Source organism: Fodinibius sp. AD559 (assembly GCF_052712805.1).
In genome coordinates this window covers 80,658-96,884 of sequence record NZ_JBQPVW010000001.1, presented here as the reverse complement: position 1 = coordinate 96,884, position 16,227 = coordinate 80,658, and the positions used below count along the sequence as shown (strand labels likewise).

Below are 16,227 nucleotides of genomic sequence, written 5' to 3'. Positions count from 1 at the left end.
TCAATATAGGAGAACGAGTTTTATTGATGGTTTACACATCGGGAGGATATTGTCCCATGTGTGCCGTAGCTCAGAGATGGGTATAAATTGGGCGAATAGTGTATATTAGCACCTCCAAATAGTTAACTAATTAGTTAAATTAGAGTGATGTAAATTCTGTTCAGTACTGCCGTTATCGATAGGTAAAGTTCTTCCAAATATTGAAGAAGAATAATCAGTACGAAAATTGGCGGTTAAGGTAATAGACTTACATTGTTCGTTTCATCATCAGTAAAATACTGATATAGCCAATCTAATACTCTACTTTAACGCTGTAAATCAAGTCGGTAGATGATTTTTTCCATTCAGCCAAAGAGTGGTGACGAATATAGGTATCCGACTCAAAAAATGGGTTCGTAGCAATCATTGGAATAATCCGTTCATCCTGCGGTGTTAACCATTCAAATACAACAAAAAACTCCTCAGAGTCCATATAAAGATCTTGATTTCGGAAATCACAAGTGGCCCACCCCTTTTGAGTAGTTGTTGTTATATTTATTGTTTTGGGGATTAGAGGCTGAGCTGGCATACCTGTTTCGTAATTTACTTCTGTAAGGCCGCAGCGAATATGAACGGAAGTATTGGTATTTCTTTTTAGAAAGATACGGGAGTAAAGGATTTGCAGCGGTAACTGCTTTTCCCAGTTAATTTTAAAAGCAAAGGCTGCACCGAGCCGCTCGGGGTGGGTCCAAATACCTAATGATGCACTAAATATGGGTGGTATCTTCTTGCCGATCCACTTTGTTTTTTTGTTTCTGTCTGTAACGGTTATTGATTCCATCTGATAAATTTTTGGAGCAAGATAAATAGTGATATCGTTATTATTTTTAATTGATGGAATAGTATATTTTTTTGTTTGATATCCGATAGCTGAAACTTGCAGCGTGTCTTTTTGTAGTTTTTGGGATAGGTTTAGTGAAAACGATCCATCCATGCGTGTCGCAGTACCGATATTCAGATCCGGAATACCAATGCTTACAAGAGGAATAGGATTTTTGCTTTCTGCATGAACGACTATTCCCTCAATCGTAAATGATGACTGGGCTATAGAAATGTTTTGAAAAAGGATCAGGAATATAAGTGTAGTAGCAAATTTCATAAAAAAAGATACGCAATCAGAGATATGAAAGTTGCAGATTGGAAATTTATAGACGGCTAAAGCAAAAATTACGGTATAATATTTGATAAATAATGATATTAGCTTAGAACATTGCTATATAAAAGAGCTTAAAAAAATAGTATCATCCTGAATTTATTTTGGGTCCTTATGCAGGATATCGAATATGAGTTTAAAATAGATTATGATGAATAACAGAGAGAAAATACCTTTAATATTACTGCATGGTGCACTGGGCACATTGGAGCAATTCGATTTTTTAGTACCTGATCTGAAAGAACATTTTGAAGTCCACCGGCTAAATTTTGAAGGCCATGGCGAAGCCGGTCCTACAGATAGTCCTTTCCGAATATCATATTTTACAGAAAATGTGTTGGGATACATGGATGAGCATAATATAGACCAAGCTTATTTATTTGGATATAGTATGGGCGGATATGTTGCGTTGGTTTTAGCAAAAGATCATCCCGAAAGAGTAAAAAGTGTGGGAACACTCAGCACTGTATTGCAATGGGATGAAGAAATAGCAGAACGGGAGTGCAGATACCTGCGTCCCAAGAAGATGAAAGAAAAAGTGGCGCACTTTGTCAATCAGCTCAAAGAACGCCACTTGTCCGGCTGGGAGCGAGTAGTAAATAGCACGCGGGATATGCTGCAGTATCTGGGCGCGCATCCGGAAATAAAATCAGATGAATGGGAGTATATAGACTGTCCCCTGCGTTTTTATGTGGGTGATCGGGATACCACGGCGAGCCTCAGTGATACGGTTGATATTTACCAGAAAACAAATAAATCTGAGCTAATGGTCTTGCCTCAAACCGGTCATCCCATAAGTGAAGTAGATAAAGAATTATTGGTAAGCTCAATGAAGACATTTTTTAGAGAAAGTGATAAGCCCGATCCCAATGGGCAGGCTCAGAAAAAGAATGGCAGCAGAAATTAATAGTAAATAAAGGATCAAAGATTTAAATCCCAATAAAAAGGATCTGTTATGAAAAAATGCACAGGATTTTTACTATCAATAATGGTGATGTTGTTTTGGATACAGCCTCTTCAGGCTCAGGAGTCCAATAATTTCAAAGATCAATTTAAACGGCATTTTGATTACGTCTCCCGGGTTCTTTCACTGGCCAAAGCAATGCCCGCTGAAAAATATTCCTGGCAGCCTGAAGATGAGGTAATGTCTGTAGAAGAGGTTTATACCCATATTGCCCGATATAACTTTTATTACTTGGAAAATTCACTTGGTATTCCCGCACCCGAAGATGTGGATGTAGAAAATATAGAGTCTATAACGGGTAAAGAAAATGTAGTTCAAATGCTGGAGCGATCTATAGAGCATGTGAAAGAAGCAATAAAAGAAATGCCGATATCCAAGCTGAAAGAAGAAACACAAATGTACGGCAATACCGTAAATGGTCAGGCGGTATTAATGCAGCTAATTACCCACAAAAGTGAGCACGTGGGACAATCGATCGCTTATGCAAGAATGAATGGTATTGTTCCTCCGTGGAGTGAATAAAATTATTTCCTGAAATTTATAATTATTCTCTGGTCATTAATTTTCGTAACATCCTTCAAAATATTCTGACCACCCAATAAATTGACTATGATATCAAAATGGAGCGTTGTTCTTACGGCGGCATTGCTGTTACTCATAAGCTGTAAGCCGGCAGAAAAAGCAGTGGAAACAGACTCAGAAGTTGTAACCGATAACAAAATATATGGACAACAGCTTATCTTAGAACCCGGGGTTGAATTTCCAAAGTTGAAGGGAGGGCTAAAGCGTGTTCAGCGTATATTGGATTATCCCCCTGAAGCGCGAGAAAACAGGATACAAGGCCGGGTGGTTGTTAGTTTTGTTGTCAACAAACAAGGGAAAGCCCAAGATTTAAAAGTTGACAAAGGATTGGGTTACGGTTGTGACAGAGCCGCCATTAAAGCCGTTCAAAAAGCTTCATTTGAACCTGCAACAAAAAATGGCAAATCTGTTAATTTTAAATTTGCCTTGCCGATTACGTTTAGGCTTAACTAATTTATTTCAAGAGCTGCTGTAGCAGATCATACCTTTTTAAAAACTACAATCCCATTATGACCACCAAATCCGAAGGTATTGCTCATCACCATATCCACCTGTTTCTCTCTGGCTTCATTCCGAATAATATCAAGTGATGATGGAATTTCCTCATCAATATTTTCGGTATTGATGGTTGGAGGAATCACATTATCGTTAATAGCTTTAATGCTGGCAATGGCTTCAATCGCACCGGCGGCACCGAGCAAGTGACCCGTCATTGATTTTGTAGCTCCTATTGTTAAGTGGTCGGGAGATTCTCCAAAAACATTAACAGTTGCTTTAATTTCGCTGATATCACCGACCGGTGTTGAAGTAGCGTGTGTATTCAAATAGTCTACCTCCTCAGCATTGTGTTCACCGTCTTGCAGCGCCTGCTTCATAGCTGCAGTCGCTCCCTTTCCTTCGGGGTGTGTAGCCGTCATGTGATAGGCATCGGCCGTCATCGCTGCACCCGTAACTTCAGCATAAATATCAGCACCCCGAGCCTTGGCATGTTCATATTCTTCGAGGACAAGCGTAGCAGCTCCTTCTCCCATCACAAAACCATCGCGATCTTTATCGAACGGACGTGAGGCGCTCTTGGGATCGTCGTTGCGCTGCGACATGGCGCGCATGGCTGAAAATCCGCCGAAAGAAGCTTCGGTAATTCCTGCTTCGGAACCGCCGGTGATCATGACTTTGGCTTTGCCCCAGCGGATGTAATTAAGTGCATCCATGATAGCGGTATTAGAGGTAGCACAGGCCGAAACAGTAGCGTAATTTATTCCCATGAGTCCGTATTTCATAGAGATAAGGCCCGGTGCCATATTGATAATCAGTTTGGGGACAAAGAAAGGATTGAAGCGCGGATTGAAATCGCGCTGTGTATAATTTTTTACCTCCTCTTCGAAGGTTTTCATTCCTCCCTGGCCGCTGCCCCAGATAACGCCCGTATCAAACGGATCCATTTCCTCAAAATTGAGTCCTGAATCTTTTACGGCCTGATCGGTGGAAACCAGCGCATATTGGCTGTAGGGATCTGATCGACGGATCATATTATGTTCCAAGTGATTAGCAGGATCATAATCTTTGAGTTCACAGGCAAAATGCGTGCGAAATTGTGAGGGGTCGAAATGGGTGATACGATCGGCGCCACTTACGCCATCGATTAGATTGGACCAAAATTTATCGACAGTATTTCCAAGGGGTGATAAAGCTCCCAATCCGGTGACAACTACGCGCTTTGGTTTACTCATTGTGAGAAAAAAAAATTTATTTGAAGTAAATATCTGTGGTAAAAATTGATGAGATGAAGCGCGTGGAAATTACGGATTCTTTCTCCCTCAACCAATTTGATATCAAAAAAATAGAACTGGAGTAATAAAAAGGAGGCTTTAAAAATACAAAAGCCCTCCAATTTTTGGAGGGCTTTTTTTCAGAGAGCAAAAAAATTATTAGCTATCTTGCGTGCCATAAAAACGCTCGGTATCAATTTTATCGCCATCCCAGTGCTGTACTGCTACCTGTTCAAGATCCATGGGACCATCAGTACCTTTAAACGTAACGGTCATCGTAGATTCTACAGCGGTAATTCCTTCTTCTTCGTTAGATGTGATACCTTTAACATCGATACCGTGAAATTCTTCAACGCTGCTAAAAAACTCGTTTTCGCGTTCACGATTGGCATCTTTTCCTTCAACAGCCGTGCCGTCTTCCAAAATCATCGTGACATCTTCGGCATAATATTCTTCAAAAGCATCCATTGCTGTTCCCTGTGCAATGTGATCATAGATGTCAGAAATCTTATTAAAATAACTCATAAATGTCATATAGTTTGATATTAAAGTATTTGTGAGTTGATATAACGGTGCTCGATAAAAAATCGTTTACGAAAAAAGAATATTTTTTGGTTGCAGGGACGGACACATCAATCTATCTTTACTTATAACATAAAACAGAATATAGAGTACAAAACTTATGGCTACAGTTAAGCTCATCGATATTGCACATGGACGCAGCGGCGATAAGGGAGATGGAAGCAATGTGGGAGTGATTGCCCGTCATCCGGATATATATCCCTTCTTAAAAGAAAAACTCACGGCCGATGTCGTCAAAGAGCACATGAAGCACATTTGTCAGGGAGAAGTTGAGCGTTATGAATTGCCCAATATAGGTGCACTGAACTTTGTGCTGCACAAAAGTTTGGGCGGGGGCGGTACGGTATCTCTAAAGCTGGACGCACAGGGTAAAACGCATGCCTCAATGCTGCTGCGAATGGAACTGAATGTACCCGATGAGCTGCTGGAGAAAGTGAAGGAAACAGCGTAAATATTTTGCTATAATTTTTGGTGTCTGATGTAATCAAATATCCCGCATTTATAGAATTAGTACTATCCAGCCATCTTACTAATCCCATCGTAAATAAACTGTATAGAAAGGGCTGCCAGAAGCACACCTAAAAATCGACGGAGAATCTCATCTCCTGTTCTGCCAATAATCTTTTTGAGATATTTAGATGTCAGCATCAAGACAAAGGTAAGCAGTAAAATAGAGAGTATAGCTGCTATAACCGAAAGGTTAGCGGATGTTTCTGAAGCGTTGGAAAATAGAAGAATGGATAAAGTGAGTGCGCCCGGTCCGGCCAGCAACGGAATAGTCATAGGAAAAACTGATATATCCTTTTTGTGAGTGGTATCCTCGTATTCTACAGCTTCAGTAATCATATTAAAAGCGGTATAAAACAAAAGTAGTCCACCTGCAATACGCAGCGAATTAATGTTTATACCCAGCGGATCGAGTAGTGGTTCTCCATAATTACCGAATACAATGAGCAGAAAAACTGATATTAAAATTGATTTTACAGCCATCATCCGGTGATGATGCTTTTCCCCTTCAGGAATAAGGGAGTGAAAAACCAGGGCCGCACCGATGGGATCGATAATCACAAAAAAGCCGGTTAAGGCATTAAGGAATACAGCTAAATTAATATTGAGTTACGACTCTTTTTACGAATTAATAAATTCAATGGGAATTTTAACCTCCGTCTGATCCCATTCCATAATAATGTTGGTTGAATCTTGCTGTATATCAGCAAAGCGAATAGTAAAGGCTTCGGTTACTTTTTCTGTGGATTGGGAGGGAACATCAACTCGAAAAGCATCGTGGGCTGAGTCGTAATCAAAAGCACCCCATTGGCCAAGTTCATTGTTAAGGATGATCGTCCAGCTGTCTCCTTTTCTCGGAATGCTGAAAAACGAATAAGTCCCAGCAGGGACTGTTTTTCCGGCCAGGCTAATTTCTTTCGTGGTTGTCAGTTCGGTTGCTTCGTTGGCGCCGGTTCTCCATACCTCATTATAGGGAACCAACTCACCAAAAATTTGGCGATCTTTTTTATAGGGTTGGCCATACACAATTTTGACATATGTATTGCTCGGTTCATGGGTTGTTTGAGCGATAGCAATGGGACTTTTTCTTCGATCGGGATCAGGTTCTTGTGGCTCGGGCTCTCCGCATCCGGTTAATAGCAGAAGTCCGATCAAGAGACTTGGAATTACTTCTCGGAAAAAAGAAAATAGTAGCTTCATGATATCTTGGTAAACTTAAATTATGGGGAAGTATATAACTAAAAATCTCCTATAAAAAATTGTGTCTGGTTACGGGTGGGTTCATAGCCAAAGCCGAAACCAATATTAAATCTTAGATTGGATATTTGAAAGTTAGTCCGCACGCCAATGCCAAAAACAGTGCGGGAACTCCGATACCAGTTAGAAAATGTGGGATCGGTAACTGTATTTGAAAAGGCGACTAAATAGATGTTGCTTAAATATAAAGGAAGTAGCAAGCCTCCATTATCTACATAAGTAATGGGAATAGTATAGCGTGTGTTAAGGCTCAAGAGATTGTGGGAACCGGGGAAAACAAGGTCAGAAAATCCATCAGAAACGATGGATTGATTATCAAAAAGAAGTCCCGATTGTGTAAGACCGCGCACTCCAATTCTTAACGATTGATTCCACCGTTTAAGCGGTGCAAGAAAGCCATAAATTCCTGCCTGCAGAGCTGTAGCATCGGGGGAAGAAAAAGTAATTTCATTATTCGAGTATTCAAATGTAACCTCATCACCAGACAAATGATGCTCCAGCTCTGAAAACAAAACAATACCTGTATTGGGTTGCATGTCCCGAATATTTTGCTGAAGACGATAATTAATCTGTGTATAAATATTACCAATGGTGATATTAGCAAACTCAGAGATAGAGTTGTTAAACCCTGCATCAAAAAAGCGAATCTGTGATCGACGAATTTCCGGTTCTACAAATAGCGAAGTACTATAGATATTTTGATTCAAATCTATCCGCATAGGAACACTCAACGACAAACTCCTTTCCTGTCTGCTCAATACACCGATGCCCGAAGCCGATCGGTACGAAGGCTCATTAAAGGCACGCAGTTTAAAACCCGGCCAAAATGTTTTGTTTTGGTAGGCGATATCGTACCATCCTCGTTCTTTAAAGTAAGAGATATCCGCCGAGTAGGCCTGTGTCGATAACGTATTGACACTGTGGAGCGAGATCCCGGCCTGATATCCATTATTGTTCGATACTTCTTCTGCAAAAGGCAAAATCGTCCGCGGTTTCAGCCAGCCCAATCCTGATGAATATGAGTCCGTTTGCCAATTTTTTGAAGCCTGTGCAACAGAATCGGAAATAATATCTTCACCGATCGCTCCTTTTGGCAGTGGATTTTTCCAAACAGTCTTGCTTACCGGATTATTTGAAAATGAAGTTCGCTCCAGTACACCCGGGAGGCGTTTGTTCTCTTCTTGTCTTACAAATGCAATCCGATTACCATCCGGACTATAACTTCCCTCAAAGGCGTTAAATTTCGAATTAGTTACTTGCAGAATGTTCTGCTCCGATAGGTCATATTCGTATAGCTGCATGGTACCCGAGAAATCAGCGCTAAACAAAATTTTATCATCCTCGGGATGCCATTCGGGATCAAAAACAGATCCTTCCTCGAAGGCCACATCGGGCTTCCCTTTTAGTTGCTCGGTAACGTCATTCCGTTCTGTAACCCAGAGAGCTTGCTGTCCGTTTTTGTTGGATACAACAGCGAGTTGCTCGTGTTTTGGGTGAACAGTCACGGCTTTAATTTCGTGATCAGATGCCGAAAAAACCTCTTGCTCATTGCTATAGTCTGAGTTGTCCAGCGCCACCAGCTTTGACCGACTCGGATGTGATTTGAGGGCAAGCAACTCATTCTCGTAAAAAGTAGGGTCGTACAGCCGACCGTTTTTAGTTAACTGCTTTTTCTGATGGGTATCAAAATGGTACTGTACTAATTCAGTTTTGGACGTATTGTCGTAAAGCGGATTAGTTTCGTAATAGCTAAAGATCATCTGAGAACGATCGGAGGATAGATCATACCGGAAATCACTAACTGAATTTGTGGTAACCAGACGGCGCATTTTTTTATTGGTCAGATCATAGGTATAAAAACCGGAACGGGCATTGTAAAACGATCCGTAAAAGATAAGTTTAGAATCGGAGAGCCATTTTGGACGCCGAATTTCTGGCCCTTCGTACGGCAAATCCAATTCCAAGAAGTGAGAGCTGTTTTCGTTCTCCGAAAGTCGGCCTTTATGATAGTATTCGAATCGGTTGTAAAGCTGTCCCGGCCACAAACCGGTTGTATGACGCAGGGCAACGCCGTAGCCCAAGAATGGGAAATCCATATAAAAATCCAGTGTTTCTCGGGTAATTTTATCACCAAATTTGGTGTGGAGCCAGTCGGTAAACTCATAACCTCCAATATAGTGCCGCCCAAATGGTCGCGTGTAGCTGGAGGTCTGCATTAGCTGACCCATCGACCAGCGTTGCCCGCTTTTAAAGGTAGCATCAAATTGATTGGTAAAAACAGGGTAATTGCCTCTACCGCCGTCCTTGGTAATCTGTTCTGTTTCGTGATAAACGGCAATACCTTCGAGCATGCCCATTGGAATGGCAGCGTGAAACATGCGTGCCAGGTCGGGTGAAAACAGGCTGACGAAACGTGGGATATTGTAATCTCCAAGATTGTTAAATTGCAGGGCATGTACCAGTTCATGCGGTCCTACATTTGCAAGCCAATTTCCCGTTTGGGGATTCAGTGACTTGCCTTTGATGGGGGGGAGCTCAATTTCCGAGCGGAAGTTATAGGGCGTAACAAATCCGTTGGAACGATCATTATAGTTGTTTAAAATGATGGGAAAGTTATTGAGCTCACCCCCTACAATATCTTGTACTTTTGGATACTGTGTTTCTAATATTTGTGCCAGCTCAAAGGCTTGGGACTCATTTTTCTGAGCATAAATAAACTCAAAATGAGGGGTATTTAGCTGTTGCCAGTTTTGGTTAGGCGGACGATGCTGAGTGGTATAAAACTGAGCAAAAGAGGAAGCAGTGAATAGAAATATAAAACAGAGAATTGATAGTGCTTTACGAATCATGCTTCCGTTTTAGTGATTATTTAAAGATAGAATCTAATAAATATTAGGAGCAGCCATCAATATAATAAGGTTTTATGACCTACTTTTAATTTCTTCTTACAGGTAGGAAAGAATGGTGATTTAGAAACTATTTATCCCACGTATTCGGGGAGATAATGGTAAATAGCCCAGAAGTGCGAGAATGTTCCGGCCATTACAAACAGGTGCCAGATTTCGTGATGACCAAACCAATTGGGAATAGGATTCGGTTTTTTAATGCCATAGATAACAGCGCCCAGTGTGTAGGCCAGTCCGCCAATACCAATCCACACTAAGAAAGCCATCGGCAGTTTTTCCATAAGGGTGGGAAAAATAATAACGGCCAGCCAGCCCATCCCCAGATAAAACAAGGTAGAAAGCCAGCGAGGGGCGTTCATCCACAGAAACTTTTTGATGATCCCAATAATTGCCAGGCTCCAAATCGTAGCAAAAAACCCCCACTTCCATCCTCCTTCGAGCACCAGTAGGCAGATGGGAGTATAGGTCCCAGCAATGAGCACGTAAATCATGCTATGGTCGAGCTTTTGGAGCAGTTCGAGGGTCTTCCTTTTGACGGGCAAGGCATGATAGAGCGAACTTGCCGTATAAAGCAGGATCATGCTAAGCCCGAAGATTGAAAAGGCAACGAACTGACTTACAGAACCGCTTTTAAGAGCTTCATAAATGAGAAAACCCAATCCTATAACAGCTAAAAATGCACCGATCCCATGGGTAAGGGTATTAATAGGCTCTCGAATGTATTGCTGTAGTTTTTTCATGGATTCTTAATCTGTCCAAAGATACAAAATTGCATCACCCAAAAGAATAGTGAAGAAGTTAATTTTCTGAAGATTCCCAATTGTCAATTTCAATATAATGTTGTTCACCCTCTTGGTTACTATATACCAACCGATCTGATTTGGAAACCGTTTCAGAAGTTTTAGGAAGCTTGGAGGAAGAACGGATTATTTTCCCCGTAATTATCAGATTATCCTCAACAGTATCGCTAAGGGATGCAGAGAGTGATTTTCTGTTGTTGTAAATAATGTGTTCGGGAGTATAATTGGAAGACCAATTCTTCACAGTAATTTTTAGATCTGTCCCCACTTCCGGAAGATCAGAATTGCCCATGGGTGATCGCGACCAGTTATGATAGGTTGCGTTTAAAATCTGAATATTTCCATTACTTGCTGTATTTTCTGTAGATGAGCATCCAAATGAAAATAGAAATACGGAAGTTAATAGTAAGGTTAAAAACTTCATTGGAATAAAAGTGGACTGGAGTTAGTTTTACAAGTGTATAACAGCTCTTTCTTAATTTTAGTACAAAAGTTATGAAAAAATTGCGATTTATTTGGGTTTTGTTATTTGCGGTAGTAATTGGGTGCAGTGATTCAAGTCCAACTGATCCGGATCCTGGAAATGAAACTAATGAAGAAGCATCGGCCGAAAAAGAGTTTGTATGGGATGCCATGAATTATTGGTATTACTGGCAGGGGGATGTTACTGAACTCGGGGACGATTATTTCGATAATGACACCGATTTCAATAATTATCTAAAAGATTTTTCGGATGCAGAGGCGTTATTCGAATCTTTACGACATCCCGATGATGATTTTTCCTTTTTCATCGATGATTATGAAGAATACCAAGACGAACAGGATGGCATTTATGCAGCATTAGGGTTTAATTATGGCTTCTACTATAGAGACCAAGAGCGAACAAAATTGGTGGGATATGTCCGCTATATTATTCCGGGATCTCCTGCCGAAGATGCCGGCCTTAAACGGTTAGATTTGTTTACGAAAGTAGATGGCACAACAATTACGGTAAATAATTATCTTGATCTTTTGACAAACGACTCAGCCCACGAGTTAACGCTGGCTAAGATTGATACTTCAGGAGGAGATATTGAATACGTAGATGATGAGACCGTGACAGTAGAATCTCGGGAGGTTATTGAAGATCCTATACTTACAACTAAGGTGGTGGATACCAGCGGTGTGAAAATTGGCTATTTGATGTATAATTCGTTTCAAACGAATTCACACCAAGATCTCAACGACGTATTTGCTGATTTTAAAAATCAGGGTGTGAATGAGCTTGTATTGGATTTACGCTACAATGGTGGGGGATCTGTTATAACCAGTCAATTGCTTTCGAGCATGATTTCCGGACTGGGAAGTTCAACAAAATTTGGAGAGTTCTCATACAATGAAAAACGGGCTGAGAATAATAACCGTGAGGTATACTTTTTAGATGAAGTACCATTGGAAAATGAAGAGGGTGATATTGAGCGAGATAGTGAAGGGGATTTTGTTAACTCCGAATCAATGAACAGCTTGTCGTTGAATAATGTGTATGTATTAACGAGTTCGGGAACGGCATCAGCCAGCGAAACCGTAATTAACAGCTTACTTCCTCATAGAGAGGTAATATATATAGGGCTTAAAACGGTAGGTAAAGATGAAGGATCTTTTACGCTGTATGATGCGCCTGCTCCTTATTTGGATAGTGATGAGGCTAACCCCGACCACAAGAAGGCTATCCAACCTATTGTAGTAAAAATTGTCAATGCTGATGGAGAGGCATATCCTAACGGTTTTGCTCCAGATTCATATGATCCAAATATATCAGGTGGTTGTCCTGATGATCTTAATGATAATTGTGTAAATGAATTAACTACAGAAAACTTGCAAAAGAAACCTTCACTTGGTGATCCGGAAGAGCCTCTTTTTTCACGAGCAATTGATTTAATAACAGGCCAACAAGCAAAAAGAAGAACAGATGCCAACCAGGTTAAAATGAAAGAGGTAAGCTTACCTTCCGGATTTGATGCATTTAAGCCTCATAGACAGGGTATGCACGTTGAGCCTTTTATGATGCCAACAGATGAGAAGTAATAAATAGGAGATATAATAATTGCAAAAGGGGAATCAGCAAAATGTGGCTGGATCCCCTTTTTATTTGCTTGTTGCCTTATCAAATAACTCAATACCCTAATAGATAGAAATGTAAAAACATATTTTTATTGATAATACGGGCTGATAAAGTTTATTTTCTTATTTAGATTTATTCCATTTAAAATTTTAATTGTAAGTTATCATTTTGGAAATGAAAAAATTAGTACCTAAAAAAATATCAGCATATTTATTAGTAGCTGTAATGTTGACTGCCGTGGCTTGTGGTGGTAGTACAGAAAAAGAGTCCGGCTCTGACCAGAAAGCAACTGCTACACAAACGGATACAGCATCCACACCGAAAACCAAGCTAAATATTAATACGGAAGGCGAAAAAGCTTTTAAAACCATCCCGAATGTTGGAGATAAGATGGTACACGAATTTGAAGAATATCGTCCCTACATTAGTATTCAGCAATTCCGAAAGGAGATCGGTAAGTATGTTGATGAGAAGCAAGTAGCGGCATATGAACAGTATATTTATGTGCCTATTCATCGCAATGACAGTGATGCGGCTACGGTAATGCAGATTCCCGAGCTCGATGAATCGGAAGCTGATGAATTGGTATCGGGTCGTCCTTATGAGACAAATGAGGCATTTTTAGATGCATTGTCTTCTTACGTCAGCGAAGAGGCGTTGTCTAAGGCCGAACGTTACCTTAAGTCAGAATAAGGACATGACAGATAAAGTAATATTACAGCGACTGCGCCGATTTTTATTCGGTGTAGTCGCTTTTACTTTGATCGGAATTATTGCTGAGTTAATTCTTCTTGAGCATACCGAAGAAAGACTGCAGTGGGTTCCTTTTATTGTTTCTGTGGTAGGAGGAATTTCGGCGGGCATGGTATGGTTTAAGCCGGATGCGACTACGCTTAAGGTGTTCCGATGGGTAATGGTTGGGATGATTGTGATCAGTTTTTTTGGAGTCTACTTTCACTTTCAGGGAAACCTTGATTTTACTCGTGAAATAAACCCCTCTTATTCGCTTTCGGAATCAATATGGCCGGCAATAAAGGGATCATATCCACTTCTGGCGCCCGGGGTGTTTTTCTTGGTAGGAATTCTTGGGTCAGCAGCAACATATAAACATCCTAAACTGGAGCAGTAGCGCTTAGACAATTTTTGTACAGTCTTGTTTAAATTCCGCAATAACTAATTAAAACAGGCAGAAAACATTATTTATGAAATTTGGAAGCGTTGATAATCCCGGAAATCAAAACCTTTCACTACCCAAAGATCATCCCGACACAAAAAAGGTGCTTTCTGCTTATGATGATTCTGATACCCCGAATGTATTTGTGGGATGTGCAAAATGGAATAAGAAAGATCTGAAGAATTTTTATCCCAAAGGTGTGGGTGATGGGCTCGAATATTACGGTAAGAATTTTAACTCTGTTGAGCTCAATGCTACCTTTTACAACACCTTTGATAAAGATCAAATTGCCACCTGGCGCAATAAGGTACCCGATAATTTCAAATTCTTTCCAAAGGTAAATCGCTATATCAGCCACTTGAAATGGCTGAATGGAATTGAAGAAGCTACCGATGATTTTTATGACAGCATCGTACATTTTAAAGATAAGTTAGGCACCACTTTTCTGCAGCTGCGCGGGAACTTTAAGCCCAAATATTTCGATCGGGTAGCTAATTTCGTAGAGTATTGGACTCAAGGTGTACCACTGGCTATTGAATTCCGCCATCCCGACTGGTTCGATGATTCCGGAGTGGCCGATGAGTTATATCAGTTGCTGGAAGAACACAATGTTGCCAATCTTATCACGGATACGGCCGGTCGGCGCGATCTGCTTCATATGCGACTTACGAACAACGAAGCTTTTGTTCGATACGTAGGCGCCAATCACGAATCCGATTATAGTCGGCTTGATGACTGGGTGGATCGGCTGCAAAAATGGAATGAGCAAGGGCTGGATAACATCCACTTTTTTGTCCACCAGAATAAAGAGAGAAAATCCCCGGAGCTGTCTGCCTATTTTATCAATAAGCTGAATGATGCTCTTGGTACCGATTTGGAAACTCCCAGGCTTCCGGGCAACCAAAATAATCTGTTTTAAAAAAAAGAGTACTTTGTAAAACTACCTATGTCATGCTGAACTTGGTTCAGCATCTGAAAGAAATTGTTCCTTAAAAACTTGCATAAACTAATTCTGTTCCAAACCCTGAAATGAATTCAGGGTGATACATAGGTTTAGTAACAGGTCTCATCATTATGATGATATCAGCTTCATTTTTTCATTACCATAGCCGCTAAATGATAATTGGTCGTTATTCGTTAGAATAATCGTAATACGGTATTGAATAAAAGAGAATATTATGGCTAAAGACTTCTCCAGGAAAGACTTTCTTAAAACCGCGGGAACGGCCTTAGCTGCTGCTTCATTCGGATTTCCGAACATCTTATTATCCAAACAGAAAGAAAAGCTGGGAGTAGCTTTGGTAGGATTGGGCAGTTATAGCACTGGTCGTCTGGCCCCCGGTCTGCAAAAGACGGAACACTGCGAACTGCGTGGAATTGTAACGGGCTCACCGCATAAGATTCCTAAATGGCAGCGCCAATATGATATTCCTGATAGCAATGTGTATAACTACGAAAATATGCATGAAGTGGCCAATAATGATGATATCGATGTTATTTATGTAGTGACACCGCCGGGTCTTCATGCCAAGTATTCTATTATCGGGGCCGAAGCCGGCAAGCATGTATGGTGCGAAAAGCCGATGGCCATGAACGTCGAAGAATGTCAGTCAATTATTAATGCGGCCAATAAAAACGGTGTTTCGCTATCAATAGGTTACCGTTTGCAGCACGAGCCCAACAATCGAACGATTATTCGATATGGAAGAGAAGAAACTTATGGAGCCGTTCAGGAAGTAAAAAGCGGGGCTGGTTATAACGGAAGACACTCATCCGATAGCTGGCGACGTGATCCTGATCTGGGCGGCGGCGCGTTGTATGATATGGGCGTTTATCCTATTAATGCATCTCGTTATTCCACAAATATGGAGCCGATTGCAGTGCGCGGGAAACAGTGGTCGGAGCGTGATATCTATAACGAAGTGGATGAGTTTACAGAATTTGAACTCGAGTTCCCCGATGGCGTTATGGCTTTTGGGGAAACCAGTTTTGGCAAATCAACAAATTATTTAAACGTGGATTGTGCAGATGGATGGTACCGTCTGAAGCCCTTTCAAACATATAGCGGGGTCAAGGGAGAAACCAGTGACGGTAAAAAATTACCACCCGATCCTCATCACCAGCAGGCAAGACAAATGGACAACGAAGCTCTGGCTATTAAAGAGGGCCGAGATCCTATCGTCCCCGGTAAAGATGGATTACGAGATATTCGAATTGTCCAGGCAATTATGGAATCATCCCAAAACAGCCAGAAGCGAATATCACTTTAAGAGCTGTGGTTATGTTAGGATGATTAATTTTGAAGCTTTAATGCTATGGGCAAACGATATTGGATGTGTACCGAAACACCGCGCTGACGGCTGGGTTTAAAATTCGATTGTTTTTTTGATGAA

Annotated in this window: 17 protein-coding genes; 9 read left to right on the top strand and 8 right to left on the bottom strand. The window is 40.9% G+C overall.

Annotation, left to right across the window (positions count from 1 at the left end; genetic code table 11):
• Positions 1-292 precede the first annotated feature (292 nt).
• Complete coding sequence (locus ACQ4LT_RS00470) at positions 293-1,138, bottom strand: carboxypeptidase-like regulatory domain-containing protein (RefSeq protein ID WP_445664030.1); 846 nt, start codon at positions 1,136-1,138, stop codon at positions 293-295.
• A gap of 202 nt (positions 1,139-1,340) precedes the next feature.
• On the opposite strand from ACQ4LT_RS00470, the gene ACQ4LT_RS00465 reads away from it, so the two are divergent.
• The 3 genes from ACQ4LT_RS00465 (at position 1,341) to ACQ4LT_RS00455 (ending at position 3,191) form a co-directional block, all read left to right on the top strand.
• Positions 1,341-2,099, top strand: coding sequence for an alpha/beta fold hydrolase (locus tag ACQ4LT_RS00465; RefSeq protein WP_445664029.1), 759 nt, complete (start codon positions 1,341-1,343; stop codon positions 2,097-2,099).
• 48 nt (positions 2,100-2,147) lie between these two features.
• Positions 2,148-2,678, top strand: a complete 531-nt coding sequence (locus tag ACQ4LT_RS00460; RefSeq protein ID WP_445664028.1) for a DinB family protein — start codon at positions 2,148-2,150, stop codon at positions 2,676-2,678.
• A gap of 87 nt (positions 2,679-2,765) precedes the next feature.
• The gene (locus tag ACQ4LT_RS00455) at positions 2,766-3,191 is read left to right on the top strand and encodes an energy transducer TonB (RefSeq protein WP_445664027.1); all 426 of its coding nucleotides are present in this window, start codon (positions 2,766-2,768) and stop codon (positions 3,189-3,191) included.
• A gap of 26 nt (positions 3,192-3,217) precedes the next feature.
• On the opposite strand, the gene fabF is transcribed toward ACQ4LT_RS00455, so the two are convergent.
• A complete protein-coding gene (gene fabF / locus ACQ4LT_RS00450) occupies positions 3,218-4,468 on the bottom strand; it encodes a beta-ketoacyl-ACP synthase II (protein WP_445664026.1) in 1,251 nt (416 codons plus the stop codon).
• A 198-nt stretch (positions 4,469-4,666) separates the two neighbouring features.
• Complete coding sequence (locus tag ACQ4LT_RS00445; protein WP_445664025.1) at positions 4,667-5,032, bottom strand: nuclear transport factor 2 family protein; 366 nt, start codon at positions 5,030-5,032, stop codon at positions 4,667-4,669.
• A gap of 157 nt (positions 5,033-5,189) precedes the next feature.
• Between ACQ4LT_RS00445 and ACQ4LT_RS00440 the strand changes: the two genes are divergently transcribed.
• Positions 5,190-5,540 (top strand): AtuA-related protein, encoded by a 351-nt coding sequence (locus ACQ4LT_RS00440; protein ID WP_445664024.1) that lies wholly within the window; start codon positions 5,190-5,192, stop codon positions 5,538-5,540.
• Positions 5,541-5,602: 62 nt separating this feature from the next.
• On the opposite strand, the gene ACQ4LT_RS00435 is transcribed toward ACQ4LT_RS00440, so the two are convergent.
• The 5 genes from ACQ4LT_RS00435 to ACQ4LT_RS00415 all read right to left on the bottom strand — a co-directional run bounded on the left by ACQ4LT_RS00435 (position 5,603) and on the right by ACQ4LT_RS00415 (position 10,983).
• On the bottom strand, positions 5,603-6,199 hold the full coding sequence (locus ACQ4LT_RS00435) for a MarC family protein (RefSeq protein ID WP_445664542.1): 597 nt from the start codon (positions 6,197-6,199) through the stop codon (positions 5,603-5,605).
• An 18-nt stretch (positions 6,200-6,217) separates the two neighbouring features.
• Positions 6,218-6,796 (bottom strand): DUF2911 domain-containing protein, encoded by a 579-nt coding sequence (locus tag ACQ4LT_RS00430; protein ID WP_445664023.1) that lies wholly within the window; start codon positions 6,794-6,796, stop codon positions 6,218-6,220.
• A 38-nt stretch (positions 6,797-6,834) separates the two neighbouring features.
• Positions 6,835-9,702 carry a TolB family protein gene (locus ACQ4LT_RS00425; protein WP_445664022.1) on the bottom strand — a complete coding sequence of 956 codons (2,868 nt, stop codon included), beginning with the start codon at positions 9,700-9,702 and terminating at the stop codon, positions 6,835-6,837.
• 131 nt (positions 9,703-9,833) lie between these two features.
• The gene (gene trhA, locus ACQ4LT_RS00420; protein ID WP_445664021.1) at positions 9,834-10,499 is read right to left on the bottom strand and encodes a PAQR family membrane homeostasis protein TrhA; all 666 of its coding nucleotides are present in this window, start codon (positions 10,497-10,499) and stop codon (positions 9,834-9,836) included.
• A gap of 58 nt (positions 10,500-10,557) precedes the next feature.
• Positions 10,558-10,983, bottom strand: a complete 426-nt coding sequence (locus tag ACQ4LT_RS00415; protein WP_445664020.1) for a hypothetical protein — start codon at positions 10,981-10,983, stop codon at positions 10,558-10,560.
• Positions 10,984-11,054: 71 nt separating this feature from the next.
• On the opposite strand from ACQ4LT_RS00415, the gene ACQ4LT_RS00410 reads away from it, so the two are divergent.
• The 5 genes from ACQ4LT_RS00410 (at position 11,055) to ACQ4LT_RS00390 (ending at position 16,104) form a co-directional block, all read left to right on the top strand.
• On the top strand, positions 11,055-12,623 hold the full coding sequence (locus ACQ4LT_RS00410) for a S41 family peptidase (protein ID WP_445664019.1): 1,569 nt from the start codon (positions 11,055-11,057) through the stop codon (positions 12,621-12,623).
• A 211-nt stretch (positions 12,624-12,834) separates the two neighbouring features.
• Positions 12,835-13,353, top strand: a complete 519-nt coding sequence (locus ACQ4LT_RS00405; RefSeq protein ID WP_445664018.1) for a hypothetical protein — start codon at positions 12,835-12,837, stop codon at positions 13,351-13,353.
• A gap of 4 nt (positions 13,354-13,357) precedes the next feature.
• Positions 13,358-13,789, top strand: a complete 432-nt coding sequence (locus tag ACQ4LT_RS00400) for a hypothetical protein (RefSeq protein ID WP_445664017.1) — start codon at positions 13,358-13,360, stop codon at positions 13,787-13,789.
• A 73-nt stretch (positions 13,790-13,862) separates the two neighbouring features.
• On the top strand, positions 13,863-14,753 hold the full coding sequence (locus ACQ4LT_RS00395; RefSeq protein WP_445664016.1) for a DUF72 domain-containing protein: 891 nt from the start codon (positions 13,863-13,865) through the stop codon (positions 14,751-14,753).
• Between the two features lie 259 nt (positions 14,754-15,012).
• Positions 15,013-16,104: a Gfo/Idh/MocA family protein gene (locus ACQ4LT_RS00390; RefSeq protein ID WP_445664015.1), complete on the top strand. Its 1,092-nt coding sequence runs from the start codon at positions 15,013-15,015 to the stop codon at positions 16,102-16,104.
• The last annotated feature ends 123 nt before the right edge of the window (positions 16,105-16,227 follow it).

Excerpts from the sequence above, each read along its gene's own strand:
- ACQ4LT_RS00470 (WP_445664030.1), bottom strand. The coding sequence starts at position 1,138 with ATGAAATTTGCTACTACACTTATATTCCTGATCCTTTTTCAAAACATT.
- ACQ4LT_RS00465 (WP_445664029.1), top strand. The coding sequence starts at position 1,341 with ATGATGAATAACAGAGAGAAAATACCTTTAATATTACTGCATGGTGCA.
- ACQ4LT_RS00460 (WP_445664028.1), top strand. The coding sequence starts at position 2,148 with ATGAAAAAATGCACAGGATTTTTACTATCAATAATGGTGATGTTGTTT.
- ACQ4LT_RS00455 (WP_445664027.1), top strand. The coding sequence starts at position 2,766 with ATGATATCAAAATGGAGCGTTGTTCTTACGGCGGCATTGCTGTTACTC.
- fabF (WP_445664026.1), bottom strand. The coding sequence starts at position 4,468 with ATGAGTAAACCAAAGCGCGTAGTTGTCACCGGATTGGGAGCTTTATCA.
- ACQ4LT_RS00445 (WP_445664025.1), bottom strand. The coding sequence starts at position 5,032 with ATGAGTTATTTTAATAAGATTTCTGACATCTATGATCACATTGCACAG.
- ACQ4LT_RS00440 (WP_445664024.1), top strand. The coding sequence starts at position 5,190 with ATGGCTACAGTTAAGCTCATCGATATTGCACATGGACGCAGCGGCGAT.
- ACQ4LT_RS00430 (WP_445664023.1), bottom strand. The coding sequence starts at position 6,796 with ATGAAGCTACTATTTTCTTTTTTCCGAGAAGTAATTCCAAGTCTCTTG.
- ACQ4LT_RS00425 (WP_445664022.1), bottom strand. The coding sequence starts at position 9,702 with ATGATTCGTAAAGCACTATCAATTCTCTGTTTTATATTTCTATTCACT.
- trhA (WP_445664021.1), bottom strand. The coding sequence starts at position 10,499 with ATGAAAAAACTACAGCAATACATTCGAGAGCCTATTAATACCCTTACC.
- ACQ4LT_RS00415 (WP_445664020.1), bottom strand. The coding sequence starts at position 10,983 with ATGAAGTTTTTAACCTTACTATTAACTTCCGTATTTCTATTTTCATTT.
- ACQ4LT_RS00410 (WP_445664019.1), top strand. The coding sequence starts at position 11,055 with ATGAAAAAATTGCGATTTATTTGGGTTTTGTTATTTGCGGTAGTAATT.
- ACQ4LT_RS00405 (WP_445664018.1), top strand. The coding sequence starts at position 12,835 with ATGAAAAAATTAGTACCTAAAAAAATATCAGCATATTTATTAGTAGCT.
- ACQ4LT_RS00400 (WP_445664017.1), top strand. The coding sequence starts at position 13,358 with ATGACAGATAAAGTAATATTACAGCGACTGCGCCGATTTTTATTCGGT.
- ACQ4LT_RS00395 (WP_445664016.1), top strand. The coding sequence starts at position 13,863 with ATGAAATTTGGAAGCGTTGATAATCCCGGAAATCAAAACCTTTCACTA.
- ACQ4LT_RS00390 (WP_445664015.1), top strand. The coding sequence starts at position 15,013 with ATGGCTAAAGACTTCTCCAGGAAAGACTTTCTTAAAACCGCGGGAACG.